The following is a 26,490-nucleotide window of genomic DNA, read 5'->3' as shown; positions in this document are numbered from 1 at the left end:
CTCCGTAACCTGGCCGGGCAGTGTTCGTAGAGTGACATTCGGTATTCGGTGAATAATCCCCAATGGTGCGTTTAATCCTGCCAGCATATGAACACGGCGAGATGTTCCCGTGTCACGCACCAACGCACCCTCGTGGCCAAATTGTCATAGTTCTTCGGTGGTCCCCTTCGGTCGTCTGCGGCGCGGCGGCGGTGTGACGCCGTCGGCCATGCGGCGGGCGGTGACGAGGAACCCGGTGTGGCCGATCATCCGATGATCAGGCCTTACGGCCAAGCCCTCGACATGCCAGTCGCGAAGGAGGGTCTCCCACGCATGGGGCTCGGTGAAACTCCCGTGATCCCGAATCGTCTCCACCGTCTTGGACATCTGGGTCGTCGTGGCGACGTAACAGCAGATGACCCCGCCCGGGGTGAGGGCCTTGGCGGCCGCTTCCACGCACTCCCACGGGGCCAGCATGTCGAGGATGACCCGGTCGACGTCGATCTCGTCGATGCTCTCGTTGAGGTCGCCGACGACCAGGCGCCAGGTGTCGGTCTCGCCGCCGTAGAACTTCTCGACGTTCTTGCGGGCCACGTCGGCGAACTCCTGGCGGCGCTCGTACGACGTGACGTGCCCCTCAGGACCGACGGCCCGCAGCAGGAAGCAGGTCAGGGCGCCCGAGCCGACCCCCGCCTCGATCACCCGCGCGCCCGGGAAGACGTCGGCCATGCCGACGATCATCGAGGCGTCCTTCGGGTAGATCACCGCGGCGCCGCGCGGCATCGCCAGCGTGTAGTCCTGCAGCAGGTGCCGGAAGGCGAGGTACTGGGTGCCGCCGGAAGAACGCACCACCGAGCCCTCGGGCTGGCCGATCAGCTCGGCGTGGGGGATGGCGCCCTTGTGGGTGTGGAAGACGCCGTCCTCCTTGAGCGTGATCGTGTGGCGCTTGTTCTTGGGGTCGGTGAGCTGCACCTGATCCCCCGCCTGGAAAGGCCCATGCCTGCGGAAACCCATGGCGGCAAGGTTATAGGGATTTCGACTGGTCCCAGACGCGCGATATGAAGGGGGGATGTTTCCGCGCGATGTGATCTCCGCCGGCCCGCTGCTGCTGCGGCCCCCCACCGACGACGACACCCAGGCGGTCGTGCAGGCCTGTGACGACCCGGTGACGGCCAGGTTCCTGCCGTTCCTCGCCTCGCCGTACACGGCCGAGGACGCCCGCGACTACCTGCGCGGGACCGAGGAGAAGTGGGCGAAGGGCGGCGCGGAGTTCACGATCACCCGCGAGGGCCGTTTCGTGGGCTCGGCCGGATTGCAGCCGATCGACCGCTATGGCACCACCTCGGTCGGCTACCTTGTCGCGCCGCACGCCCGCGGCACCGGCGTGGCCAGCACCGTCGCCAGGGCGCTCGCCGACTGGGCGCTCGACCACGGGGCCGCCCGCGTCGAACTCGAGGCCGAGGTGAGCAACCTCGCCAGCCTGCGCGCCGCCTACAAGGCCGGGTTCCGGCAGGAGGGCATCAGGCGCGAGGGCAAGCGGCTGCGCGACGGCAGCAGGACCGACCAGGTGACGTTCGGCAGGGTGGCGGGCGAGCCGGTCGAGGCGGCCGAGCCGTACTTTCCGTTCTTTCCCGGCGGTCACCTCACCGACGGCGTGGTACGGCTGGCGCCGATCGGCGAGCAGCACGCCGAGGGGTTCCTGGCGATGATGGGCGACCCGGTCGTGCGCTCGTACTCGATGGCGCCCCCCGGCCCGCTGCCGGACTACGTGCGCCGCTGCCGCTACACCGGCTTCTGGTGGATGTCGGGCCAGCGGGTGGAGGTGGTGATCGAGGACGCGGCCACGGGCGCCTTCGCCGGGCACGTGCAGCTGGTGAACGTGACGCAGGTCCTCCACCAGGCCATGGTCGGCTACTCGCTGGTGCCTGGCTTCCGCGGCAGGGGCTTCATGAGCAGGGCGCTGGCGCTGCTGGTGGAGTGGGCGTTCGCGGCCACCCCGCTGCGCCGCCTGACGGCCGGGACCGCCGTGGACAACACCGCCTCCCACCGGGTGCTGGAGCGGGCCGGCTTCACCCGCCAGCACGTGCATCCCCAGCTTCTCCCCCGTCTCGACGGCGGCTGGTCGGACGATGTGGAGTGGCTGCTCCTGCATCCCAAACTGGGGGAAAAATCCTGATTACCGGTTGAAGGTCTGGCCAAGGGCGGATTTGGGAGGTAATAGTCGAAACCACCGACCCATCAGGCACCGCCGGCCGTTGGGACTTCCATGAGGATCAGCCGCACCGACGTCGCTGTGCACGATCTCATCCAGGACTTCTCCCGCGTGGACGTGGGGGCGCTCATCGACCGCCTGGCCCGGTCGGCGGCGGTCGTGACGGCCGCCGGGTACGCCGGGTTCGTCCAGGTGGATCCGCTCCAGGAGCTGGCCAGATCCGTGGCCCTGCACGGCCCGCCGGGCGACCCGCTGGGCGTGCGGGCCTGGCTGGCCGAGTCCGGGGTGCTGAAGGAACTGGCCGTCTGCCGCGGGCCCGTGCTGCTGGCGCGGGACGTGCCGGTGGGCGAGCCGGGGTTCCTGGCGGTGCCGGTGCCGCTGGCGACGCGGGAGCAGGCGTTCCTGTGGACCGCGGGGCGGGACTTCGACGACTTCGACACGCACCTGCTCGGCCGCTTCGCCACGGCCGCGGGGCGGGCGCTTGAGGCGGCCAGCGGGATGGAGGCGGCCGTACGCCTGCTCCGCGGCGTCCAGGCCTTCGCCCCCTGACCACCCGTCACAGGCATTGGACTCCTGACCGCGCATCGCATGCCTCCGGCCCAGACCCACCCGTCGCAGGCCTTGTTCCCATCGCGCGTCGCAGGCCTTCGCCTTGTGGCCGCCCGTCCGGGTCTTCCCGCCTGACCGGGGTGTGAGCGCCCGTTCGGGGTGTGAGCGCCTGTTCGGGCGGTGGCGCGCGTGTCTCAGGGCGTGCGCCGTTGTCGGGTCCGCCGGGCCGGTGTCAGGGGCCCGCGGTGTGGAGGGCGTCGCGGAGCAGGGCGTCCACCTGGCGGGCGAGCCGGTCGACGTCCACGTCACCCCGCAGGTCGAGCTCGGTCACCTGCTGTCCCACCCGCAGTTTCAGCGTGACGCCGCGCCCGCGCACCCGCAGCCACATCTCCACGGTACGGCCCAGCGCCTCCGCCTGAGCCTCGCCCTCCATCGCCACCAGCAGTTCCGGCTGCCCGGAACCCATCCGCCCCGGCCCCGGCCGCCCCGCACGCAGGGTGACCCGCCCCCGCAGCGCGTCCACGTCACGCAGCCACTCCTCCAGGGAGTGCAGCAGGTCGGCCTCCCCCTCCAGCGTGATGTCGGGCATGGCTCTCATTTCACGATCGCGGCGGTCCGGGCGGAGGTCACCCGGATCAGGTCCCGGGGCGCGAGCTCCAGTTCCAGCCCGTGCCGCCCGCTGGGGATGTACACGCTGTCCTGCCCGGCCGCGCCCGCGTCGAGCACCGACGGCAGGTACGGCAGCGCCACCGGGCTCAGGACGTCGGCCGCGATCGCCTCGCCGATGCGTTCGACGTCGGCCCGCGTGGCCACCCGGGCGGCGCCGGCGCCGAACGCGGCGGCCAGGGCGTTCTCGTCGATGCGGCCCTCGATGGCGGCGATGGCCAGGACGGCGTGGTGGCCCAGGTAGAGGACGACGGCCTTGAGCATGCGGGGCGGCGGGACGCCGAGGGACAGCGCCACGGCGGCGCGGGACTTGGTGTGGGCGGGGTCGTGCGGATAGGGGTGGACGGCGAAAGGCGTACGCGTTTTCCGGAGAATGCGCATGGCCGTGGTCTCGACGGCCGTTGAACGGCGTTTCCCGGGTGGGCGCGCTCGCCGTACCTGAAAGTCACGATATTTCGGGGAAAATACATATAAATAGTCAATGAAGGCTTCGGCGAGTTCCACCGCGTCGGCGGCCTCCTGGCGGGTGAGCGGGGCGGCGCCGAGGTGGGCGGCCTCGTTGCCGAGTTCGCGTAGTTCCTCGGCCCAGCTCAGGAGCCAGCCGTCGATCCGGCCGGCCGCCCGCAGTTCGCGCAGGGCGTGGAAGAGCGTGCGGCCGGTGATGCCGTGGTCGGCGCAGACCGCCTCCAGCAGGCGCCGCACGTGCAGCACCGCTGCGGCCCCTGAACCCGCGCGCAGGCCCGCCCTGGCCTGGGTGAGCTCGGCCCGCACGAGAACCGGAACCTGCTCGCCGATCTCCCGTCCGGGCACCGGCCACAGCACCTCGGCGGGGCGGGCGGGCAGGTCGTCGGGGTCGGCGTCCGGCGCGGGCTCCCCGGACAGCAGCAGCATCACCTGGCGGCAACTCTGGCAGGCGGCCAGCACAAAAGGCCGCAATTCGGACGGGAGAAAAACCCGGTGCGGCGCGTCCGCTTCACGGGCCAGAGTCTGCCGTCCGCAACCCGGGCAATCGACGTCGAATTTCGCCCCCCACCGCGCCACAGAACGGAAGATATTCGATCACATTAATTGCATCAAGGGCGTAATCTCCCAGTATGAAGACCTGGCCGTTCGCCGGGCGCAGGCAGGAACTGGAACACCTGGTCCGCCTCGCGCGCGATCCGACCGCGCAGGGCGTGCTCGTCGCCGGTCCCGCCGGGGTGGGCAAGAGCAGGCTCGCCGGGAAGATCCTGGAGGCCTTCCGGCCGGGCAGGGTCACGCTTCTCCCGATCACCGCGACCAAGGCGGCCAGCGGCATCCCCAACGGCGCGCTGGCCGACCTCATCCCCCGCGACCATCCGCCCCACCTGGTCAACACGCTGCGCTGGGCGGGCGAGGAACTCCTCAAGCAGGCCCGCGGCCGCACCCTCGTCCTCGCCGTGGACGACGCGCACCTGCTCGACAGCCACTCGGCCGAGGTCGTCGCCTCCCTGGTACGGGGCCGCCAGGCCCGCCTCGTGGCCACGCTCCGCACCGGCGAACCCACGCCCGACTCGATGACCGGACTGTGGCGCGACGGCCACGTCCGCCGCCTCGACGTGGACCCGTTCAGCGACGCCGACCTCGTGGCCGTGCTCGCCGCGGCGCTCGGCGGACCGCCCGACGACGCCACCGCCCGGCGCCTGGGCGAGATCACCGAGGGCAACGCGCTGTTCCTGCAGGAGGTCGTGACGGCGGCGCGCGCCGCTGGATCGCTCCACCCCATCCAGGGCGTGTGGAAGCTGACCGGCGACCCGCCGCTGGCCCCGCGCCTGGCCGACCTCATCCACGAACGCATCGGCGCCCTCTCGCCCGCCCTGAAGGCGGTACTGGAGTACACGGCCTTCGCCGAGCCGGTGGGCGCCAGAACCCTGTCGGCCCTGTGCTCGGAGGAGGCGGTGCTGGAGGCGGAGGAACGCGGCCTCATCAAGGTCGCCGTGGACCGCCGCCGCGAGATCGCCCGCCTCGGCCACCCCCTCTACGGCGAGGTCGCCCGCGAGCACTGCCCGGAACTGCGCCGCCGCCGCAGGCACGCCGACCTCGTCGCCGCCGTCGAACCCACCGGCCTGCGCCGCGTCGAGGACCTCGTCCGTGTCACCGTGTGGCGGCTGACCGCCGGCCTGGGCGCGGCCCCCGAGCCACTGCTGGCCGCCTGCCGCCTGGCGTGGGCGGCGCACGACTACCCGACCGCGATCCGTCTGGGCGAGGCCGCGGTGGAGGCGGGCATGGACGCGAGTACGGACGCGAGTACGGCGAGCGTTCCCACGACGGCGAGCACGCCCGCAACGGCCCGCGGCGCCACGGAGCCGGCCACCGGGAACGCGGCGGCGGCGGCGATCCAGCTGGCCACCGTCCTCGACTACGCCCAGCAGCCCGACCGGGCTCGCGCGGTCCTGGACGCCGTCGCCCCGCCCCGCGACGAACCCGGCCGCGCCCGCCTGGTCCAGGCCGTCGCCAGCAACCTGGCCTGGGGCATGGATCGCCTGGGCGACGCCCTCGACCTCCTGGCCACCACCGAGAAGTCCCTGCGAGATCCCGCCCTGCGCCTGCAACTGGCCACCCGCCGCCTGTCCCTGACCGCCTCGGCCGCCCGCCCCGCCGACGCCCTCCACCTGAGCGACGCCCTCCTGTCCTCCGGCCCACCCCCGCCCCCTTCCGGCCCGGCCCTGCCGCCCGCCGCCAAGACCGCGCACGGCCATCCCCTGACCGGCCCACCCGCCTTCTCGCCGCCTCAGCCCGGCGCGCCAACGTCCGCCGCGCGGCCGGCGGAGGAGCCGGGCGCCGGCGACCCCGTGCCGCTCAAGGCCGTCGTCACCGGCACCTCCGGCCTGCCGCTACCGGAAGACGCACCCCTCCCCCAAGCGGCCACCCTCCCGGAGGAGGCCGCCCTCCCCGACGCGACAGCACTTCCCGACACGACGACCCTTCCCGACACGACGGCCTCTCCCGGGGAGGAGCCCGGCCCCGCACAGGCGCGCGGCGTGCGGCTGGGCCCGGTGCTGCGGGCACAGGTGCTGAACTCCCGCGCCCTGGCCCTCTGCTACTCCGGCCGCACCAGGGAGGCCGCCGACCTGGTCCGCGAGGTCATGGACGAGGCCCAGTCCTGGCGCGACGGCATCCCCGCCCTGGTCTCGCCCCTGCACTCCACCTGGGCCATGTGCGGCTACTTCGCCGGCGACCTCCCCCTCATGGACCAGGCGATCGCCTCCATGCGCGCCGAACTGGCCGGTCAGCGCGGATGGTCGCGCGGTGAGGGCAGCCTGGCCCTGTCACGGGGCCACGCGGCGACCCTCAGAGGCGAACTGGGCGCCGCACTCCTCATCCTCCACTCCCCGGCCAACCACGAGACCGCCGTGACCGTAGGCGGCTGTATGGGGGCGTATGCGGCGGTTCAAGCGCTTCGGGGTGACGCCCCGGCCGCCCGCGCCACCCTGCGCGCCGCCCTCGACCGCAACCGCGCCACGTGGACCGCGTTCACCCGCTGGGTGGCGCTGACCCGCGTATGGATAGCCGCCGCGGCCGGCGAACTGGACCACGCCGCCGAACTCGCCCTCTCCGCCGCGGCGGAGTGCCGAGAGGCGGGCCTGTCGGCGTTCGAGTCGGTGGCCCTGCACGACGCGGTCCGCCTCGGCGCACCCCACTCCGCCCTCCCCCGCCTGGAAGAGCTCGCCTCAGTGATGGACGGCTCCCGGGTACGGCTGGCCGCCCGCCAGGCCCGCGCCCTGTCTGCCGACGACCCGGGCGGCCTCCTGGACGTGGCGGCCGGCTTCGACACCCTGGGCATGCGCCTGCACGCGGCCGAGGCAGCAGCCCAGGCCGCGTCTTTGCTGCGCCGCACACGAGGAGAGAAGGCCGCACGGGCGGCGGCCACCGAGGCCTGGTCCCTGGCCGGGGCCTGCCAGGGCGTCGACACCCCCGCCCTGCGCGGCCTGGCCGCCCCCAACCTCACCAGCCGGGAACTCCAGGTAGCCAAGCTGACTGCCGCCGGCCTGAGCCACCGCGAGATCGCCGAACGCCTGGGCATCGCCATCCGAACCGCCATGAACCACCGCAACCAGGCCTACTGGAAACTGGGCGTCAACTCCCCCGCCGAACTGGCCAAGGCCCTAACCCGCCACTGACCACCCCAACACCCACAACCTCGCGTGCCCACGACCTCGTGCACCTGACTCTCGCGTCATGCGCTTGGGGTGCCCGCCGCGTGTCCGCGAATCCGGGGCGCCTCCGGGTGTGGTGGGCGCGGTCAGCCTGCCCGCGTTGCGCACGTCACGGCGGGGCGGGCGCGCGGCCGATGACCGTTCCCCTGGAGGCCGCACGCCAGCCACGGCGGGTGGGGGTGGGCGTGGCTTGCCGTAACCACAAAAGCCGTGACCCTAAAAGCCGTGACTCCAAGAGCTTTGACGCGAGGAGCCGCCCACAAGAGCCCAGCCAATTATCCCCGGTGCGCCTCGAAGCGCATGGTGCGGGAGACGCCGACGCGGACGGTGGTGCCGGGGGTGATGGTGACGGGCTCGTTCGGGGGGATGTCGTAGAAGTTGGGGTCGCCGGGCGGCTGGATCTGGGTGCCGTTGACGGAGCCGAGGTCGACGAGGTTGACGTCCCAGCCGTCCAGGGCGACGCGCAGGTGGCGGCGGGAGACCGAGCCGTCGGGGCTGGTGACCTTGGCGGGGCGGGCGGTGCCGCCGGCCACCTCGGGGGCGCGCTCGGGGTCGCGGCCCAGCAGGTAGTCGGCCTCCAGGGGCAGCGCCATGCCGTCGTCCAGGATGAGGACGCCGAGCGACGGGCGCGGGCCCTTGTAGGGGACGAGCGTGCGCTGCACGAGGGCGATGCCGCAGACCGCGCAGTAGGGGACGCGGGGGTCGTTGAAGTGGTCGTTCTTGCAGTCCACGCCGTAGACCATGGGGCGCTGGTCGCCGTCGGAGGGCGCGGCGCCGTTGCCTGCGGGCTGGTCGTCGTGCCTGGGCGGGGACGGCGGTACCTGCGGGGGCGCCTGCTGTGGCGGCGGGCCCCACGGGTCCTGCGCGGGCTGCTGCCCGGACGGCTGCTGCTCGAACGGCGGCTGGTCGAACGGCGGCTGATCGAAGGAGGAGGGCTGCTGCGCCTCGAAGGGGGGCGGCTGGTCGAAGGTGGACTGCTGCTCGAACGGCGGCTGATCGAAGGAGGAGGGCTGCTGCGCCTCGAAGGGCGGCGGCTGGTCGAAGTGCGGCTCGGGCGTCGGCTGCGGGCCGGACGGCGGGCGCTCGTCGCGGGCGGGCTCCGGGCTCGGCATCGGGTACGGAGCCATCTGCACGGGAGCCGGCTCCGGCTCCGGCTTGGGCTGCGGCAGGAGGTCGGGGTCCATGTGGATGGCGGTGTGCGGGAGTTCCTCGGTCAGCGGCCGCGAAGCCGGGCGCCGTTCGGCGGGCTTGGCGGGCGCCGGAGCGGGGGCCGCGGGCGCCTGGGCGGGCGCGTCGATCATGTCGGCGACCAGGCCGGCGCCGCCGACCACGCCGCCGTCGAACTGGACCGCCGGATGCGGCTGCCCCGCCCCGGGCAGGCTCAGCTCGACCCGGTGCACGTGTCCGGAGATGAGCCGGTCGGCCCAGGTGAGGGAGTCGCTGCCGGACAGGCGGGTCTCGCCGTCGGCGGTGGTGACCGTGGCGGTGGCCGCCCCGCTGACGAGTACGGCCACGCCGCCGCCCACCGGCCCGGCCACGGCGCAGGTGGCCGGGTCGCCGGTCATCGCGCGGGCCAGCGCCTGGGCGGCGCGGCGGGCCAGGGCCCTGCCGTCGCCACCGGTGGCGGCGGTCTCCCGCAAGGCCTCGATCAGCTCGGTTCCGGTCGCCTCAGAAGCGTCGCATACCAGCAGCAGGCCGCCCACGTAGGCGACCAGCCCGTTGCCAGGAAGCGGACGCACCACTCCGAAGCCCTGGTCCGTCACTGAACCTCTCCTCCCCGGAAGCCGGCGGTTGTGCGGCACCGGCACCTTGGTGCTGGCCGCCAGCCTTACGCATACCCAGTCGGCCGCGGAGCCAAGGTCTCGATTCGGTGAAACCCCTGGACCGTGGCAAACCCCGCACTGGTGCAAGTCTGACCAAATGGCACCCTATCGGCCAGACCTGCGGGGGGAAAACAGTCAGACCCCGGAGAAGACCCGGTTGACGTCGGCGGTGGCCAGTACGCCGTAGATCTCGCCACCCCGCTCGACCAGCAGATACTCGGCCGCAGGCGACTCGCGCATGGCGTCGATCAAGGGCTCTCCGGTGAGGTCGGCGGCCAGGACCATGGCGGGTTCCAGGGACTTGGCCAGCGCGCCCACCTCGACCCACGGGCGGCGGTGTTCGGGGGTGGCCTGGACGGCGGCCTCGTTGACGATCGCCACCGGCCTGCCGTCGTGGTCGACCACGACGACGGCGCCCGCCTTCTGCTCGGCGGCCTGGCGCAGCGCCTCCGACAGCGGCGTCGAGGCGATCACCGGGATCGCCCTGCGGGCCAGCCGGCGGGCGTTGACCTGGGGGATGCGGGCACGGATGCGGGCGACGTTCAGCGCCTGGCTGGCACCCATCCAGATGAACGAGGCCAGCACCACCGACCAGACGAGCTGCAGCGTGTCGATCGGACGGTCGCTCAGCAGCGACAGCGCGACCGGGACGAGGATCAGCACGACCGCCAGGCCCCTGCCGGTCCAGCCGGCGGCGACGGTGCCGCGCCCCGGGCTGGCGGTGAGCTTCCACACGCCGGCGCGCAGCATGCGCCCGCCGTCGAGGGGCAGGCCGGGCAGCAGGTTGAACACGCCGACGATCAGGTTCGACCACCACAGCTGCCGGATCAGGATCTCGGGGATGCCGGCCCCGTCGACCAGGAACGCGTCGGCCAGCAGCCCCACCGCCGCCAGCCCCAGCGACAGGATCGGCCCCGCCGCGGCGATCATGAACTCCTTGCCGGGCGTCGGCGGCTCCTTCTCGATCTCGGACACGCCGCCGAGGAGGTAGAGCGTGATGCGCCGGACCGGCAGGCCGTACCACTTCGCGAGGACGCTGTGGGCGAGCTCGTGCAAAAGCACGGACAGATAGAGGAGTACGGCGAAGGCGAAGGCCACCCCGTAAGCCTCGAAGTCCCCCATGCCGGGCAGGCGGAAGACGTCCTGGAAGGTGATGGTGATGAAGCCCGCGATGATGAGCCAGGTCCACGACACATACACGGGGATGCCGAACGGGCTTCCCATCCGAAGACCGGAGAATTCCTGCCGCGGCCGCTGGTCGCTCACTGGACTCCCTTTGAGATCGTGCTGTTGCTGCCTTGATGCTACGCGGCGGATCGCGCGAACCTGGTTTCGCGGCCACCATTCTGTCGGGGTCTTGACCTACAGTGCGGTGCATGACGTTGACCGAACCGGTGATCATCGGAGCCCTTTCCCCCTCCCGGGCGGGCGACTTCATGACCTGTCCCCTTCTCTACCGCTTCCGGGTGATCGACCAGTTGCCGGAGAAGCCGTCGCAGGCGGCCGTGCGCGGCACGGTGGTCCACGCCGTGCTGGAGCGCCTGTATGACCTGCCCGCGCCGCGCCGGTCGGTGGCGGCGGCGCTGGAGCTGCTCGACCCGCAGTGGGAGCGCCTGCTGGGCGAGGAGCCCGCGTTCGCCGGGATGTTCGCCGACGACGCCGAGCAACGCGAGTGGCTCGACCAGGCGCGGGCGATGCTGGAGCGCTACTTCACCCTGGAGGACCCGACCCGGCTCGAACCCGCCGAACGTGAGCTGTATGTGGAGGCCGTGCTCGACAGCGGCCTCCTGCTGCGCGGCTACGTCGACCGGCTGGACGTGGCGCCCACGGGCGAGGTGCGGGTGGTCGACTACAAGACCGGCAGCGCCCCCGGGCCCGACTTCGAGGCCAAGGCGCTGTTCCAGATGAAGTTCTACGCGCTGGTGCTGTGGCGGCTGCGCGGTTCGGTGCCGCGGTTGCTGCAGCTGGTGTATCTGGGCGGCGCCGGCGAGGTCCTCCGGTACGCCCCCGACGAGGCCGACCTGCGCGCCACCGAACGGAAGGTGGAGGCGTTGTGGACGGCGATCCGGCGGGCGCTGGAGACCGGTGAGTGGCGGGCACGGCGTTCGCGGTTGTGCGACTGGTGCGACCACCAGGCGTTGTGCCCGGAGTTCGGCGGCACTCCCCCACCCGTCCCGGACCGCCGCCCCGGCGACGCCGTCCGCACCCGCCGAGCGGCAACCGACGAACTGTAACCCCGCGCTGCACATCGGGCTGGCGTGCGTCCTCTTGCGGCCAGCCTTCCAGCACCCGGCCCCCCGGCACCCAGCCTTCCGGCACCCGGCACGCGGCCCTCTGGCACCACGGCCCCGGCGCCACGGCCTTCGGTGCGCGGGCGGAGGGCGCCGTGGGCACGATGGTCTCGGCGTCGGTGGAGTGCCATGGCTCTGACCATGAGTGCCTTGCCGGGTGCCTGAGGCTCCGGGCTCCCGCGCGATGTGGGCGGCGCGTCAAGGGCCTTGTCCGGCCGGGGCGGCTCTCGCGGCGGTCTTGGTGTGGGCCGGAGCGCCCGCGGTCCTGGCGCTGCGCCTGAGGCGGGCCGGCGGGGTCGGTTCGTCGCGGGGCTGGGGTGGGGTGGTTCGCGCCGGAGGCTGGGTGGGGGTCATTCGCACCGGGGGCTGGGGGTGGGGTGGTTCGCGCGGGCGGCTGGGGTGGGGTCATCCGCGTCGGGGGCTGGGGTGGTGAGGAGGGCGGATTCCTCCCAAGGTAGGAGGAGTCACGGCTTGAGCTGGGCCTACAGTGAATTCGTGCGCAACGATCGAGCCCTGTTTCGCGACACGGTCCTTGCCGTGGTGCTGGCCGCGGGCTCGCTCGCGTTGTTTCTCTTCTACGACGCCGCCGACCTCCTGTCCCAGCCGGGCCAGCCCGCCGACGCGGTACGGTCGCCGGATCTGGTGGGCGGGGCGCTGGTCGTGCTGACGGCGGTGCCGCTGGCCGTCCGGCGGCAGTGGCCGGTCGGGGCGCTGCTGGCGAGCGCGGTCCCGGACACCCTGTTCAACGCGCTCGGCTACAGCATGGGCCTGGCCAGCGTCGCCGGGCTGGTACTGCTGTACTCGGTGGCGGCCAGGCGCGGGCTGGCGGTGGCGCTGGCGGCGCTGATGTTCGCCACGCTGGTCTATGCCACGGGGGCGCTGCTCAGCCCGCTCGATGCGCTGACCTGGGCGGACCATCTCGTCGTGGTGGTACTCCTGGCCGGCGCCTGGGGGGTGGGCCGGGCCATCCGGCTGCGGCGGGCGTACTTCGAGGAGCTCAAGGACCGGGCGGCGCGGCTGGAGCGGGCCAGGGAGGCCGACACGCGGGCGGCGCGCGCCGAGGAGCGCTCGCGGATCGCGCGTGAGCTGCACGACGTGATCGCGCACCACGTGAGCGTGATGACGGTGCAGGCCGCGGCGGCGCGCAAGGTGCTGCTGTCCGATCCCGAACTGGCCAGCGAGGCGCTGTCGGCGGTCGAGCACACCGGGCGCAAGGCGATGGCGGAGATGCGCGACATCGTGGGCGTGCTGCGCGCCGGTTCGCCGGCCGAGCTGGGGCCGCAGCCCGGGATGTCGGCGTTGCCGGCGCTGGTGGAGCAGATGCGCGAGGCGGGGCTGACGACGCGGCTGACGGTCGAGGGGCACGAGACTCCCGTTCCCGCGGGGATTGAGCTGGCGGCATATCGGCTGGTTCAGGAGGGTTTGACCAACAGCTTGCGGCACGCCGGGCCGGGGGCCGAGGCCGTGGTGACCGTACGGCACGAGCCGCGCGAACTGGACGTGCGGGTCGCCGACGACGGCCGGGGCGCGGCCGGAGTGGCGGCGCGGCCGGGGCATGGCTTGGTGGGGATTCGCGAGCGGGTGGCGCTTTATGGTGGAATCCTGAGCATCGGTCCTCGACCGGGGGGCGGTTTCGAGGTGCGGGCGAGGTTCCCGCTGAAGGACGGAAGATGACGATCAGAGTGCTGCTGGTGGACGACCAGCCGCTGCTGCGTACCGGTTTCCGCCTGATTCTCGAGGCCGAGCCCGACATCACGGTGGTGGGCCAGGCCGGCGACGGCAAGGACGCGCAGGAGCAGACCAGGGCGCTGCTGCCCGACGTGGTGCTGATGGACATCCGGATGCCCGGCGTCGACGGCATCGAGGCCACGCGGCGCATCGTGCGCGAGGCGGCGTCCGGGGCACACGTGCCGAAGGTGCTGGTGCTGACCACGTTCGACCTGGACGAGTACATCGTGGAGGCGTTGCGGGCCGGGGCCTCGGGGTTCCTGCTCAAGGACGTGCCGCCGGACGAGCTCGTGCAGGCGATCCGGGTCGTGGCCGACGGCGACGCGATCGTGGCGCCGAGCGTGACGCGGCGCCTGCTGGACCGCTTCGCCGCCAAGCTGCCCTCCGCCTACCAGGAGAGCACCCCGGCGCGGCTGGACCGGCTGACGGAGCGGGAGCTTGAGGTGCTCAAGCTCATCGCCAAGGGCATGTCCAACGCGGAGATCGCGGCCAAGCTGGTGGTGAGTGAGACCACGGTCAAGACGCACGTGGGCAACGTCCTGACCAAGCTCGGCCTGCGCGACCGCGTCCAGGCCGTGGTCCTGGCCTACGAAACCGGCCTGATCACCCCAGGCGCCCTGTCCTAGCCGCCCGGCCCCTTGGGCGAACCTGAGGGCGTTGGGATTTGCGCGGGCGATAGCCAGGGGCGCGCCGCGCGGTGAGGAGCCGTGCGGTGGGGGTCGGCGCGGGGTGCGGTGGCGAACTGGGCAGCGGTGCCCGGTCTACGGATCGCCGTTGCGGCGGGAACCACGTCAGACTGCCGGGCGACCTTGCACGGGCGCGCGCCGATGTCGGCGGGGGGCGTCCTGATGGCTTGCCGTAACGGAAAAACGGCCGTGACAGAAAGCACGTGACAGAGAGATCCGCGCCCGCCGAGACGATGGACGCGGATCAGGGGCAGTGAGCGGTCAGGGGGCGGCGGTCAAGGACGGCGCGGGGGTGACGGCGTTTTCGGGGAAGTGGCAGGCGACGCGGTGGCCGCTGGACAGTTCCTCGAGCGGTGGTTCCACCGTCTTGCAGATCTCCTGCGCCTTCCAGCAGCGTGTGTGGAAGCGGCACGCGGGCGGCGGGTTCAGCGGGCTGGGGACGTCGCCGGTCAGCCGGATGCGCTCGCGGTCCTTGCGGTTCTTCGGGTCCGGCACCGGCACCGCCGACAGCAGCGCGTTGGTGTACGGGTGCATGGGCGAGCTGTAGAGCCGCTTGCGGTCGGCGATCTCGACGATCTTGCCGAGGTACATGACCGCGACCCGGTCGCTGATGTGGCGGACCACCGACAGGTCGTGGGCGATGACCACGTACGTCAGGTCGAGCTCGTTCTGCAGGTCTTCCAGGAGGTTGACGACCTGGGCCTGGATGGAGACGTCCAGGGCCGAGACGGGCTCGTCGGCGATGATCAGCTTGGGCTTGAGCGCGAGCGTGCGGGCGATGCCGATGCGCTGGCGCTGGCCGCCGGAGAACTCGTGCGGGTAGCGGTTGTAGTGCTCGGGGTTGAGGCCGACCAGCTCCAGGATCTCCTGGACCGCCTTCTTGACGCCGCCCTCGGTGTTGATCCCCTGGATGCGGAACGGCGCGCCGACGATGGCGCCGACCGTGTGCCGGGGGTTGAGGGAGGAGTACGGGTCCTGGAAGATCATCTGCATGTCGCGGCGGAGCGGCCGGAGCCGGCCCTGCGGCATGTGCGTGATGTCCTGGCCCTCGAAGACGACCTGGCCGCCCGTGGGCTCCAGGAGGCGGGTGACGAGGCGGCCGGTGGTCGACTTGCCACAGCCGGACTCGCCGACCAGGCCCAGCGTCTCACCCTTGAAGACGTCGAAGGAGATCCCGTCGACGGCCTTGACCGCGCCGACCTGCCGCTTGAACAGGCCCTTGGTCACGGGGAAGTGCTTCTGCAGGTCCCGAACGGACAGCAGCGGCTCGTTTTCGCTCACTGGGTCTCCAGCACTGGCTTGATCTCATTCTCCCACAGCGCGCGCCGCTCGGTCTTCGCCATGTGGCAACGCACCATGTGCCCGCCCTCGGTTTCGAGCAGGGCCGGGACCTCGGTGTTGGACTTGCCCTCGGTCCGGTCGGCGTAGGGGCAGCGCGGGTGGAACGCGCAGCCGTCGGGCACGTTGATGAGCGAAGGAGGCGAGCCCTTGATCGGCAGCAGCCGTTCGGTGCGCTCGCGGTCCAGCCGCGGCATCGATCCCAGTAGACCCCATGTGTAGGGGTGCTCGGGACGGTAGAAGATGTCTTCGGCGGCGCCGTACTCGATGCACTTTCCGCCGTACATCACCAGGATGTCGTCGGACAGTTCGGCGACGACGCCCAGGTCGTGGGTGATGATGATCAGCGCGGAGTTGAACTCCGTCTGAAGGTCGCGCATGAGGTCGAGGATCTGCGCCTGCACGGTCACGTCGAGCGCGGTGGTCGGCTCGTCGGCGATGAGCAGTTCCGGGTCGCACGACAGCGCCATCGCGATCATGGCGCGCTGGCGCATGCCGCCGGAGAAGTGGTGCGGGTAGTCGTCGACGCGCTTGCCCGGGGTCGGGATGCCGACGCGGCCGAGCATGTCGATGGCGTGTTTGCGGGCGACCGACTTCGACACGTCGTGGTGGATGCGGTAGGCCTCGATGATCTGGTCGCCGACCGTGTAGTACGGGTGCATGGCCGACAGCGGATCCTGGAAGATCATCGCCATCTTCTTGCCGCGCAGCCGGCGTACGTGCTCGGGCGTGGCGGAGACGAGTTCCTCGCCGTCGAGCCAGATCTCGCCGGAGATCTTGGCCCGGCCGCCCTTGTGCAGGCCGAGGATGCCGAGGCTGGTGACGGACTTGCCGGAGCCGGACTCGCCCACGATGCCGAGCGTCTTGCCGCGCTCAAGGCTGAACGACAGGCCGTCCACGGACTTGACCAGGCCGTCGTCGGTCGGGAAGTGGACCTTGAGGTCCTTCAGTTCCAGGAAAGTCACGAAAGCCTCACTCTCGGGTCCACGACCGCGTAGAGCAGGTCGACGATCAGGTTGGCGACGACCACGAAGAGGGCGGCCAGCAGGGTCACGCCCATGACCTTGGGCAGGTCCTGGTCGGTGATGGCCTGGATGGCGTACTTGCCGAGCCCGTTGAGGGAAAAGGCGCTCTCCGTCAGTACGGCGCCGCCGATGAGCAGGCCGAAGTCGAGACCGAAGATCGTGATGATGGGGGTCAGCGCCCCGCGTAGCCCGTGTTTGACGACCACTCTGCGTTCCTTCAGGCCCTTGGCCCTGGCGGTGCGGATGTAGTCCTCGTTCATGGTCTCCAGCATTCCGGCCCGGGTCAGGCGCGCGTACCCGGCGGCGAACTGGAAGGCCAGCGTCACCCACGGCAGGAGCAGCGCGTAGGCCCAGAGTGGCAGGGAGTCCTGGATGGTGGTGTAGGTGCCGCCTTGGGCGGCGAAGGCGAAGGGATTTCCGTAGGAGAAGACCTGGAGCGCGATGAGCGCGGTGAAGAAGATCGGCAGCGAGACTCCGGCCAGTGCGATGATCATCGCCGTCCGGTCGAAGACGCTGCCTCTTCGCAGGGCCGACAGCACGCCGATGCCCACGCCCAGGCCGACCCAGAGGACGGCGGCGCCCAGGGCTAGCGACAGCGTGACCGGGAGCCGGTTCATCAGGTCGGGGAACACCGGCTGCTGCGTGATGAACGAGTAACCCAGGCAGGGCGGCGGGCACTGCTCGACACCGGCGCCGTAGTCGTACTCCGCCCCGGCGACGATGCCCTTGACGTACCTCCCGTACTGGACGACCAGCGGGTCGTTGAACCCGAGCCGTTCCGCCGCGAGCTTGGCGGTCTCCCCGGTGGCGGTGCGGCCGACGTAGCGGCTGGCCATGCCCTCGGGGGTGGCGCCGGCGAGTTGCGGCACGAGGAAGAAGATCGCGAAGGTGACCATGCTGACGATTCCGAGCATGACCACTGCGCCGATCAGACGCCTGATGATGTATGTGACCACAGTGCCCGGCCCGGTGGCCGCCGGGAGGATCGCTCCCGGCGGCCACCTGTGGCCTTCACCTGCCTTTAACTACTCGTTGACTGCGGGAAGAGGACCTACTCGACGCCCATCGCGACGTAGTCGTACATCTGCTGACCGTCGGAGATGAGGACGTTGGTCACGCCCTTGCCGCGGACGAGCAGCGACTTGGCCCAGATGCCCGGCATGATGACGGACTCCTCCATGACCCGCTTGTCGATCTCCGCCCACATCGGCTCGCGCTTGGCGACGTCGGCCTCGACGCGCGCCTTGTCGAGCATGGCGTCCACGTCGGGGATGCGGACCGAGGTGTTGGACGAGCCGCCACCCTCACGGATGACGCGGCTGTCGGTGATCTGCTGCAGGAAGCCGTAGCCGTCAGGCCAGTCGGAGCCCCAGCCGTTGACGACCAGGCCCAGGTTCTCCTTCACGACGAAGGACGGCCTGCCGGCGAAGCTGGAGAAGTAGTCCTTCAGCGGGTACGGCTTGATCGTGACGTTGATGCCGGCCCGGGCCAGCGAGTCCTTGATCGCCTCGGCGGTCGCCTTCTCCTTGGGCCGCTCGGCGCGGTAGGAGACGGAGGTCTCGAAGCCGTTCGGCTGACCGCACTTGGTCAGGTGCTCCTTGGCCTTGGCGATGTCGCCCTTGCCCTCGGGAGAGGGGTAGAGGTCGATCTTCTGGGCGCCGGGGATCGTCGGCGGCAGCAGGTTGGTCGCGATCTCGCCACCGGTCGAGCCGCCGTAGGCGGCGACGTAGCCGGTCTTGTCCATCGCGTACTGCACGGCGATCCGGCAGTCCTTGTTGTCGAACGGCTTCACCGTCGGGTTGATCGAGGTGTACCAGAGGCGCTGGATGGTGATGTTGTCGGCGCGAGCCTTCAGAGCCGGGTCCGGCAGGACCTTGCTCAGCGCGGCCGGCTGGACACCGGTGCCCTCGATGGCGACGTGGAGGTCACCGGAGATGACCCGGTTGTCCATGTCGTCGGCGTTGACGTTCGTCGTGACCTCGTACTTGTCCGGCAGGGCCGGACGGTTCGGGTCGACGGCCTCGCTCCAGTGCGGGTTACGGACCAGCGTGAAGCCCTTGCCGATCTCGTTCTTCTCGAACATGTACGGACCGGAGGAGATCACGTGCTCGCGGTACTTCGCGCCGGTGTCCTTGGCCTCGGGGACCGGGATCGTCGGCGACATCTGGACGATGTAGTCGAAGCCGGAGTAGGGCTCCTTGAGGTGGAAGACGACGGTCTTGTCGTCCGGTGCCTCGACGGCGGAGCTGAAGTCGGCGCCCTTCGACTTGTACGGGCCCTTGTAGTCCTTGGGCCAGTTCAGCATGTCGTTGAGGTAGGTGGGGCCGTTGGGGAAGGTCACCTTGTCGAAGGCGCGGGCCACCGCGTACGCGACGTCCTTGGCCACGATCGGGGTGCCGTCCTCGTACTTCAGGCCGTCACGCAGCGTGTAGGTCCAGGTCTTGAAGTCGGCGCTCGGCTTGCCGGCCTCCGCGGCCAGGTCCGGAACCGGCTTGGCGCCCTCGGCCCCGGGCTTGCCGGGGAAGAACATCAGGGCGCGGCCGTACAGCCGGATGAAGTTCCACGAGTAGCCGTAGTAGGTGTCGGCCGGGTCGAGGGAGTCCCAGTCACCGGAGTTCGCCAGCTTGAGGGTGCCGCCCTTCTTCGTGGACGGGTTGAACACCCCCGTCAGCGCGGCGTTGAACTCCTCCTTGACGGCGGGCTTGCCTGACTCGCCGGCCTTGGGAGGCGTCTGGGTGCTGGTGCCTCCACAGGCCGCCAGGCCCATGGCGAGCGCCGCGACGAGCGCGGCCTTCGCCAGAGCGGGCTTTTTCATCATCTCTTACTACACCCCTTGTAGGTAGGAGCCAGGAAATTGCGGTGGTCGGTCATGCGGTGGTCGGGCAGGTCATCGGTTGCCGCGCGGGTCGAGCGCGTCGCGCAGGCCGTCACCGAAGAGGTTGAAGGCGAGCACGGTGAGGAAGATCGCGAGACCCGGGAAGATCGCGAAGTGCGGGACGGTGTAGATGCGCGCCGCGTCGGAGAGCATGCCGCCCCAGGTCGGGGTCGGCGGGCGCACGCCCACACCGAGGAAGCTCAGCGCCGCCTCGAACAGGATGTTCGACGGGATCAGCAGCGTCGAGTAGATGAGGATCGGGGCCACGAGGTTGGGCAGGACCTCACGGAAGATGATGTACGGCCCGCGCGCCCCCAGGCTCCTGGCGGCGTCGACGAACTCCCGCTCGCGCAGCGAGAGCGTCTGGCCCCGGACGATACGCCCGATGTAGGGCCAGTTGAAGAAGCCGATGATGAAGATCAGCAGGGAGACGCGCAAAGCGTCGCCGGAGAGCCCGAACGCGGTGTCGGGCACCACACCGGCCAGGGCGATGGCGAACACCAGCAGCGGGAAGGCCAGGAACACGTCCATGAGGCGGCTGATGACGGTGTCGACCCAGCCGCCGAAGAAGCCGGCCGTGACGCCGAGGATGGTGCCGATGCCGACCGAGAGCAGCGTGGCCAGGAAGGCGATGAGCAGCGAGATGCGCGCGCCGTAGACGACGCGGCTGAAGATGTCGCGGCCCCACTGCGGGTCGACGCCGAAGAGGTAGTCCCAGCTGATCCCGCCGAAGCGGTCCTTGGGGATCTGGGTCTCCTGGTCGATCATGTCGCGGTGGAACTCGAGCGGCGGGTGCCCGAACCACTTCACGATCAGCGGAGCGAAGACGGCGACCAGGATCAGGAAGATGATGACGCCCGCGCCGACCATGGCGACCTTGTCGCGCTTCAGGCGCAACCACGCGATCTGCCCCAGTGAACGGCCCTGGATCGCCTTGCGGTCCACGCCCGTTACCACGGCTTCAGGAACTGCTTCCTTCGCCGACTCGGGAACATCCAGCGGTGCGGTCATGCGCGCCCTCCCACGCCCGCACCCGCAATGCCAGAAGTTGTGCGCATTGACTTCTGGCCCCCTGGGTTGCAGACGACATCGTCCGTTCGGCGGTGCCCGGTCAGGGACCGCCGTGATTGCAGGACCGTATGTCACGGCCCCAGGGTGCAGAATGTATGCGCTGAGCTGCGCTGACTAGTCCCTCAGACAGCTATGTGGCTCAACTGTGATTCTCGTGAAACTCATTCGTATTGATCTTGACGTGTTTGTCTACACGCAGTTCCGGTTGGGTCTCGGAACTGTGACATTGCACTGATTTCACCCGATACCGCGGCGCTTCAGGATCTCCTCGATGTCAGAGAAGTCATCGTCTTTTGTCCGCCCCTTGGCGGGGGCGGGCGACGGATTGACGGCCTGCGGCGCCGTGGCCGCCTGGGCGGCCGGCGTCTCGCCCGTCTTGACCCCGCTCTTGACCTTCGCCTGCTTGGGCGGCTTCGGTGTGGCCCCGCCGACGCCGCGCTTGCGCATCACGCCGGAGACCACGAACAGCACCACCGCCAGCCCCGCCAGCCCGACCCCCGCCCACACGAACGGGTTGATGATCCCAGCGACCAGACCGGTCACGAACCCGACCACGGACGCCACGATCCCCCAGATCAGCGCGTGGGCCCCGGTCAGGTAGGCGGCGATGGGCAGCAGCGACCACGCCACCCCGCGGATCCCGGCGGTGGCGCCCCTGCGTCGCCAGGCCAGGAAGCTCAGCACCAGCCCCAGGCCGGTGGCCCCGGCACAGACCGGCAGCCACAAAATGGTGTCGAACATGCCCACATCCCCTAGCTCTCGGTTACACCCATCCTGGCACGCGCACGCGCGCCGCCCCCTCCTCCCTAAGAACGGCCCATCCCCTAGGGGAGGTTCCGCCGCTCTCTTTGTTCCATCCGTAGTGCGAGCCCTCGTGTCGTTGTGACGGCGAGCTCTTGTGTTGTTGCGACGGCTTCGCCGTCTTTCCGCCTCTCCTTTACGGCTCCGCCCCCGCACCCCCGCCCCACCGCCGTGCGCGGGCGCCCGTCAAGCGCCGCTAGTGAGGGCCCACGGAGTCCCCGCCGTAACGCCGCCCCCATAACACGCGGCGCGGCCCCCTACCCGGCGCTCAGCGTCACGCATCCACCCCGAGGCGTCCCTGCTTCTCTCCCAGGCCCGACCGCTCTTCCCAGGCCCGGCAGCGCCTCCCCAGGAGAGCAACTCCCCGAGGCGCGACCCCGCCGGGGGGCTCAGCGGGCATGCGTTGGCCGGGACACGCCCCGGTGAGCCCGGTGGGCCAGTCCCGCGGCGCTCACCCGAGCGTGCCGCAGGCCTCGTGCGTGCCACGGCGCCCGTTCGTGCCGCGGCCCCGGCTGTTGGAGCTGGACCGAGTGGGGTGTCTAGCCCGTTCGTGCTAGACGGGGCGGGGGGCCGGGGTGTGGGTGGTGACCAGGTCGCGTAGGTGGGCCGGGGTTACTTCTGCCAGGGAGGAGACGACCAGGCGGCCCGGGGCGGGTTCTATGGGGAGGAGGCTGGGGACCGCCACCACCGCGCAGCCCGCGGCCGTTCCCGCCGCCACCCCGTTCGGGGAGTCCTCCAGGACCACGCTGCGGGCCGGGGAGACGTCCAGCAGGCCCGCGGCGGTCAGGTAGGGCTCGGGGTCGGGCTTGGTGCGTTCGACGTCGTCGGCGGTGATGATGACGTCGAAGCGGTCACGGCCCACGAAGGCCAGGATGGCTTCGGCGATCTCCTTGAGCGACGAGGTGACCAGCCCCACCGGCACGCCTTCGGCGCGCAGGGCCTCCAGCAGTTCCAGGGCGCCGGGCATGACGTCGACGCCGCCCGCCAGGCGGGCCACCATGCCGTCGATCATCCAGGTGCGCAGGGTCTGCGGGGGCACCGAGGAGCCGGAGACGTCCAGCATGTAGGCGACGGTGCGCTCCATGGAGCCGCCTACGAGGTGGGTCTGGTGCTCGTGGTTCCATTCGCCGCCGAGCCTGGCCATGCAGTCGGTCTCCACCAGCAGCCACACCTTCTCGGTGTCGACCAGAAGCCCGTCCATGTCGAAGAACGCCGCGTCCATCCATCCCCCGTTCCGTCCGGTTGCCACCCCTGCCCAGGGGCAGAGAACAACAGCCGCCCCGAGCCTCCACATTCCCAGCCGCCGAGAATTCACCGACAACCGGGTCCCACAAACCGCCCCAACAGCCTTGGCAACACCTATCTCCCCAGATAGCACGTTCCCAGCGGGCCCCAAAACCCAACCCCGCACCCTCCCAACCCTGAAGCCCCGGCCAGAACCCTCGGTGGGGACGCCCAGAGCTCGTGGGGTGCCGTCCTGGACCCGAGGAGCCAGGCCGGGCGGGAAGCTCGCCAAGGCATCGGACCAACATTCATGGTCAGGCCGGTGACCACGGTGGGTGGCCAGGCGTGCCTTGTCGCGGCGGGGCGTGTGTCCGGCTGCCGGGCGCACGGACCGCGTGGCCCGCCCGCGACGGCGGGCGGTGGCCCGCTCGGCTTGCCGTAACGGAAAACTTGCCGTCACGGACATCAGACCGTTACGAAAACCGGCCGTCACGGAGAACAAACAGGCCGCACGGCCCGCCCGAACCGGGGGACGGCGAGCTGAAGAGACCTACACGTTGAAGTACTTCGCCTCCGGGTGGTGGGCGACGAGGGCGCTGGTGGCCTGTTCGGGGTGGAGCTGGAACTCCTCCGACAAGGTCACCCCGATGCGCTCCGGGTCCAGAAGCTGGAAGAGCTGGACCTGGTCCTCGAGGTTGGGGCAGGCGGGGTAGCCGAAGGAGTAGCGGCAGCCCTGGATGTTGACCTTGAGCATGTCGTCCAGCGACTCCTCGCCCCCGATGCCCCACTCGGAGCGGACGCGGGCGTGCCAGTACTCGGCCAGCGCCTCGGTGAGCTGGACGGACAGGCCGTGGAGTTCGAGGTAGTCGCGGTAGGCGTCCTTGGCGAACAGTTCGGCGGTGGCTTCGGAGATCTTGCCGCCCATCGTGGCCACCTGGAAGCCGACCATGTCGACCTCGCCCGAGTCCTTGGAGCGGAAGAAGTCCGACAGGCACAGGTGCCGGTCGCGGCGCTGGCGCGGGAAGGTGAAGCGGGTGCGCTCGTTTCCGGCGTCGTCGAGGATGATGAGCGAGTCGCCGTCGCTCACGCACGGGAAGTAGCCGTAGACGACCGCCGCCTCCAGCAGGCCCTCGGTCTGCATGCGGTCGAGCCACATGCGCAGCCTCGGGCGGCCCTCGGTCTCGACGAGTTCCTCGTAGCCGGGTCCGTCGGCGCCGCGGGTGGGCTTGAGTCCCCACTGGCCGAGGAAGAGCGCGCGCTCGTCCAGGAAGGCGGAGTACTCGGCGAGCGAGATGCCCTTGACGATGCGGTCGCCGGTGAACGGCGAGCGCGGCAGCGGGTTGTCGGCGGCCACGTCGGAGCGGGCGGGCAGCGCCTCCACGGGCGTGCGGACCAGGGTGGCGCCGGACTTGACGCGGCGCTCGCGCAGCGGCGGCAGCGTGGCGCCCTCGACGCCGCGCTTGACGGCCATGAAGGAGTCCATGAGGCGCAGGCCCTCGAAGGCGTCGCGCGCGTAGCGGACCTCGCCCTGGAAGAGCTCGGCGAGGTCCTGCTCGACGTAGGCGCGGGTGAGGGCGGCGCCGCCGAGCAGCACCGGGTAGCGCTCGGAGATGCCGCGGGAGTTCATCTCCTCGAGGTTCTCCTTCATGATGACGGTCGACTTGACCAGCAGGCCGGACATGCCGATGACGTCGGCCTTCTGCTCGTCGGCGGCCTCCAGGATGGCGCTGACCGGCTGCTTGATGCCGAGGTTGACGACCTCGTAGCCGTTGTTGGACAGGATGATGTCGACGAGGTTCTTGCCGATGTCGTGGACGTCGCCCTTGACGGTGGCCAGCACGATGCGGCCCTTGGTCTCGCCCTCGACCTTCTCCATGTGGGGTTCGAGGTGGGCGACGGCGGTCTTCATGACCTCCGCCGACTGCAGCACGAACGGCAGCTGCATCTGCCCGGAGCCGAACAGCTCGCCGACGGTCTTCATCCCGTCGAGCAGCGTGTCGTTGATGATCTCCAGGGCGGGGCGCTGGGTGAGGGCCTCGTCGAGGTCGGCCTCCAGGCCCTTCTTCTCGCCGTCGATGATGCGGTGCTTGAGCCGCTCCCCCAGCGGCATGGCGGCGAGCTCGGCCGACTTGCTCTGGCGCATCGCGGCGGCGTCGACGCCTTCGAACAGGTCCATGTAGCGCTGCAGCGGGTCGTAGCCCTCGCGGCGGCGGTCGTAGACCATGTCGAGGGCGACTTCGCGCTGCTCGTCGGGGATACGGGCCATCGGCAGGATCTTGGAGGCGTGCACGATGGCCGAGTCGAGGCCGGCGTTGACGCACTCGTTGAGGAAGACCGAGTTGAGCACGATGCGGGCGGCCGGGTTGAGGCCGAAGGAGATGTTCGACAGGCCCAGCGTCGTCTGCACGCCCGGGTAGCGCCGCTTGAGCTCGCGGATGGCCTCGATGGTCTCGACGCCGTCGCGGCGGGTCTCCTCCTGGCCGGTGGCGATGGGGAAGGTCAGGCAGTCGACGATGATGTCCTCGACGCGCATGCCCCAGTTGCCGGTCAGGTCGTCGATGAGGCGGCTGGCGACGCGCACCTTCCACTCGGCGGTGCGGGCCTGGCCCTCCTCGTCGATGGTCAGGGCGACGACGGCGGAGCCGTGCTCATCGACCAGCCGCATGATCTTCTGGAAGCGGGAGTCGGGGCCGTCGCCGTCCTCGTAGTTGACGGAGTTGACGGCGGCGCGCCCGCCCAGCATCTCCAGGCCGGCCCGCAGGACCTCGGGCTCGGTGGAGTCGAGCATGATCGGCAGCGTGGAGGCGGTGGCGAAGCGGAAGGCCAGTTCCTTCATGTCGGCCACGCCGTCGCGGCCGACGTAGTCGACGCACAGGTCGAGCATGTGGGCGCCGCCGCGGGCCTGGTCGCGGGCGGTCTCGACGCAGTCGTCCCAGCGGCCTTCGAGCATCGCCTCGCGGAAGGCCTTGGAGCCGTTGGTGTTGCAGCGCTCGCCGATGGCCAGGTAGCTGGTGTCCTGGCGGAAGGGGACCGTCTGGTAGAGCGAGGAGGCGCCGGGCTCGGGGTGGGGGCGGCGGTTGACCACCTCACGCCCGCGCACGCGGTCGACGACCTGGCGCAGGTGCTCGGGGGTGGTGCCGCAGCAGCCGCCGACCAGGGACAGGCCGTAGTCGCGGGTGAAGGTCTCGTGCGCGTCGGACAGCTCTTCCGCGCTGAGGGGGTAGTAGGCGCCGTCGGAGGTGAGCACGGGCAGGCCCGCGTTGGGCATGCACGACAGCCTGGTACGCGAGTGGCGGGCGAGGTAGCGCAGGTGCTCGCTCATCTCGGCCGGGCCGGTGGCGCAGTTGAGGCCGATGACGTCGACGCCGAGGGGTTCGATCGCGGTGAGCGCCGCGCCGATCTCGGAGCCGAGGAGCATGGCGCCGTTGGTCTCGATGGTGACCTGGGCGATGACCGGCACGTCGCGCCCGGAGTCGGCCACGGCCCGCTTGGCGCCGATGACGGCCGCCTTGACCTGGAGGAGGTCCTGGCAGGTCTCGATGATGAGCGCGTCGGCGCCGCCGGAGATCAGGCCGGCCGCGTTGTCCATGTAGGCGTCGCGCAGCTTCTCGTACGGCAGGTGCCCCAGCGTGGGCAGCTTGGTGCCCGGCCCCATGGAGCCGAGGACGAAGCGCGGGTGGTCGGGCGTGGACCAGTGGTCGGCGCGCTCGCGCGCGATGCGCGCCCCGGCCTCCGAGTACTCGAAGACGCGCTCGGGGATGTCGTACTCGCCCAGCGCCGCGAGGTTCGCGCCGAAGGTGTTGGTCTCCACGCAGTCGACGCCCACCTCGAAGTAGGCGTCGTGCACGCTCTGCACGATGTCGGGCCGGGTGACGTTGAGGACCTCGTTGCACCCTTCGAGATCCAGGAAGTCCTCGAGCGTGGGATCGGCTGCCTGCAGCATCGTCCCCATGGCCCCGTCGGCGACCATTACGCGCTGGGACAGTACTTCGCGGAAGGATGGGGAGTTGCTCATGGGCCCCAGCTTATCGGCTGCGATCGAGGCGC

The 26,490-nt window shown here is 70.7% G+C and carries 19 protein-coding genes; 6 read left to right on the top strand and 13 right to left on the bottom strand.

The genetic code is table 11. The features are described 5' to 3' along the window. Window positions 1-144 precede the first annotated feature (144 nt). A complete protein-coding gene (locus ACFWY5_RS43810) occupies window positions 145-993 on the bottom strand; it encodes a tRNA (adenine-N1)-methyltransferase (RefSeq protein ID WP_379622173.1) in 849 nt (282 codons plus the stop codon). Between the two features lie 55 nt (window positions 994-1,048). On the opposite strand from ACFWY5_RS43810, the gene ACFWY5_RS43805 reads away from it, so the two are divergent. Together ACFWY5_RS43805 and ACFWY5_RS43800 are read left to right on the top strand one after the other, a co-directional pair. Beyond that, on the top strand, window positions 1,049-2,155 hold the full coding sequence (locus ACFWY5_RS43805; RefSeq protein ID WP_379622175.1) for a GNAT family N-acetyltransferase: 1,107 nt from the start codon (window positions 1,049-1,051) through the stop codon (window positions 2,153-2,155). A gap of 90 nt (window positions 2,156-2,245) precedes the next feature. Continuing rightward, complete coding sequence (locus ACFWY5_RS43800; RefSeq protein ID WP_379622177.1) at window positions 2,246-2,740, top strand: hypothetical protein; 495 nt, start codon at window positions 2,246-2,248, stop codon at window positions 2,738-2,740. 232 nt (window positions 2,741-2,972) lie between these two features. Here the strand turns inward: ACFWY5_RS43800 and ACFWY5_RS43795 are convergent, their stop codons facing one another. Then, window positions 2,973-3,329, bottom strand: a complete 357-nt coding sequence (locus ACFWY5_RS43795; protein ID WP_379622179.1) for a hypothetical protein — start codon at window positions 3,327-3,329, stop codon at window positions 2,973-2,975. A gap of 5 nt (window positions 3,330-3,334) precedes the next feature. After that, complete coding sequence (locus ACFWY5_RS43790) at window positions 3,335-4,297, bottom strand: DUF4145 domain-containing protein (RefSeq protein WP_379622253.1); 963 nt, start codon at window positions 4,295-4,297, stop codon at window positions 3,335-3,337. A gap of 203 nt (window positions 4,298-4,500) precedes the next feature. On the opposite strand from ACFWY5_RS43790, the gene ACFWY5_RS43785 reads away from it, so the two are divergent. Then, the gene (locus ACFWY5_RS43785) at window positions 4,501-7,545 is read left to right on the top strand and encodes an AAA family ATPase (RefSeq protein ID WP_379638378.1); all 3,045 of its coding nucleotides are present in this window, start codon (window positions 4,501-4,503) and stop codon (window positions 7,543-7,545) included. Window positions 7,546-7,856: 311 nt separating this feature from the next. Here ACFWY5_RS43785 and ACFWY5_RS43780 read toward each other — a convergent pair whose 3' ends face one another. Beyond that, on the bottom strand, window positions 7,857-9,344 hold the full coding sequence (locus ACFWY5_RS43780; RefSeq protein WP_379622183.1) for an FHA domain-containing protein: 1,488 nt from the start codon (window positions 9,342-9,344) through the stop codon (window positions 7,857-7,859). 195 nt (window positions 9,345-9,539) lie between these two features. Continuing rightward, the gene (locus ACFWY5_RS43775; RefSeq protein ID WP_379622185.1) at window positions 9,540-10,628 is read right to left on the bottom strand and encodes a site-2 protease family protein; all 1,089 of its coding nucleotides are present in this window, start codon (window positions 10,626-10,628) and stop codon (window positions 9,540-9,542) included. 152 nt (window positions 10,629-10,780) lie between these two features. Here ACFWY5_RS43775 and ACFWY5_RS43770 point away from each other — a divergent pair, with 152 nt between their 5' ends. The 3 genes from ACFWY5_RS43770 (at window position 10,781) to ACFWY5_RS43760 (ending at window position 14,049) form a co-directional block, all read left to right on the top strand. Further along, a complete protein-coding gene (locus tag ACFWY5_RS43770) occupies window positions 10,781-11,638 on the top strand; it encodes a RecB family exonuclease (RefSeq protein WP_379638377.1) in 858 nt (285 codons plus the stop codon). Window positions 11,639-12,190: 552 nt separating this feature from the next. Continuing rightward, entirely contained in the window at window positions 12,191-13,369 is a 1,179-nt protein-coding gene (locus tag ACFWY5_RS43765) for a histidine kinase (protein ID WP_379622189.1), read from the top strand. Next, window positions 13,366-14,049 (top strand): response regulator, encoded by a 684-nt coding sequence (locus ACFWY5_RS43760; RefSeq protein ID WP_379622191.1) that lies wholly within the window; start codon window positions 13,366-13,368, stop codon window positions 14,047-14,049. The genes ACFWY5_RS43765 and ACFWY5_RS43760 overlap by 4 nt, the downstream gene beginning before the upstream one ends. Before the next feature lie 321 nt (window positions 14,050-14,370). Here ACFWY5_RS43760 and ACFWY5_RS43755 read toward each other — a convergent pair whose 3' ends face one another. The 8 genes from ACFWY5_RS43755 to metH all read right to left on the bottom strand — a co-directional run bounded on the left by ACFWY5_RS43755 (window position 14,371) and on the right by metH (window position 26,458). Next, window positions 14,371-15,390, bottom strand: coding sequence for an ABC transporter ATP-binding protein (locus ACFWY5_RS43755; protein WP_379638376.1), 1,020 nt, complete (start codon window positions 15,388-15,390; stop codon window positions 14,371-14,373). Further along, the gene (locus ACFWY5_RS43750) at window positions 15,387-16,412 is read right to left on the bottom strand and encodes an ABC transporter ATP-binding protein (RefSeq protein ID WP_379638375.1); all 1,026 of its coding nucleotides are present in this window, start codon (window positions 16,410-16,412) and stop codon (window positions 15,387-15,389) included. Before ACFWY5_RS43750 ends, ACFWY5_RS43755 begins: the two co-directional genes overlap by 4 nt. Further along, window positions 16,409-17,428, bottom strand: a complete 1,020-nt coding sequence (locus tag ACFWY5_RS43745) for an ABC transporter permease (RefSeq protein ID WP_379622198.1) — start codon at window positions 17,426-17,428, stop codon at window positions 16,409-16,411. Before ACFWY5_RS43745 ends, ACFWY5_RS43750 begins: the two co-directional genes overlap by 4 nt. Window positions 17,429-17,523: 95 nt before the next feature. Then, entirely contained in the window at window positions 17,524-19,290 is a 1,767-nt protein-coding gene (locus ACFWY5_RS43740) for an ABC transporter substrate-binding protein (RefSeq protein ID WP_379622200.1), read from the bottom strand. A gap of 69 nt (window positions 19,291-19,359) precedes the next feature. Next, complete coding sequence (locus tag ACFWY5_RS43735) at window positions 19,360-20,358, bottom strand: ABC transporter permease (protein ID WP_379622202.1); 999 nt, start codon at window positions 20,356-20,358, stop codon at window positions 19,360-19,362. A gap of 297 nt (window positions 20,359-20,655) precedes the next feature. Beyond that, window positions 20,656-21,159, bottom strand: coding sequence for a cellulose synthase (locus tag ACFWY5_RS43730; RefSeq protein WP_379638374.1), 504 nt, complete (start codon window positions 21,157-21,159; stop codon window positions 20,656-20,658). A gap of 613 nt (window positions 21,160-21,772) precedes the next feature. Then, complete coding sequence (locus ACFWY5_RS43725; RefSeq protein ID WP_379622206.1) at window positions 21,773-22,441, bottom strand: HAD family hydrolase; 669 nt, start codon at window positions 22,439-22,441, stop codon at window positions 21,773-21,775. Between the two features lie 552 nt (window positions 22,442-22,993). After that, the gene (metH, locus tag ACFWY5_RS43720; RefSeq protein ID WP_379638373.1) at window positions 22,994-26,458 is read right to left on the bottom strand and encodes a methionine synthase; all 3,465 of its coding nucleotides are present in this window, start codon (window positions 26,456-26,458) and stop codon (window positions 22,994-22,996) included. Window positions 26,459-26,490: the final 32 nt, after the last annotated feature.

The organism is Nonomuraea sp. NPDC059007, from assembly GCF_042740555.1.
Lineage (GTDB): Bacteria > Actinomycetota > Actinomycetes > Streptosporangiales > Streptosporangiaceae > Nonomuraea.
The sequence above is the reverse complement of the archived record's forward strand: the minus strand, read 5'-3'. Positions and strand labels throughout refer to the sequence as shown.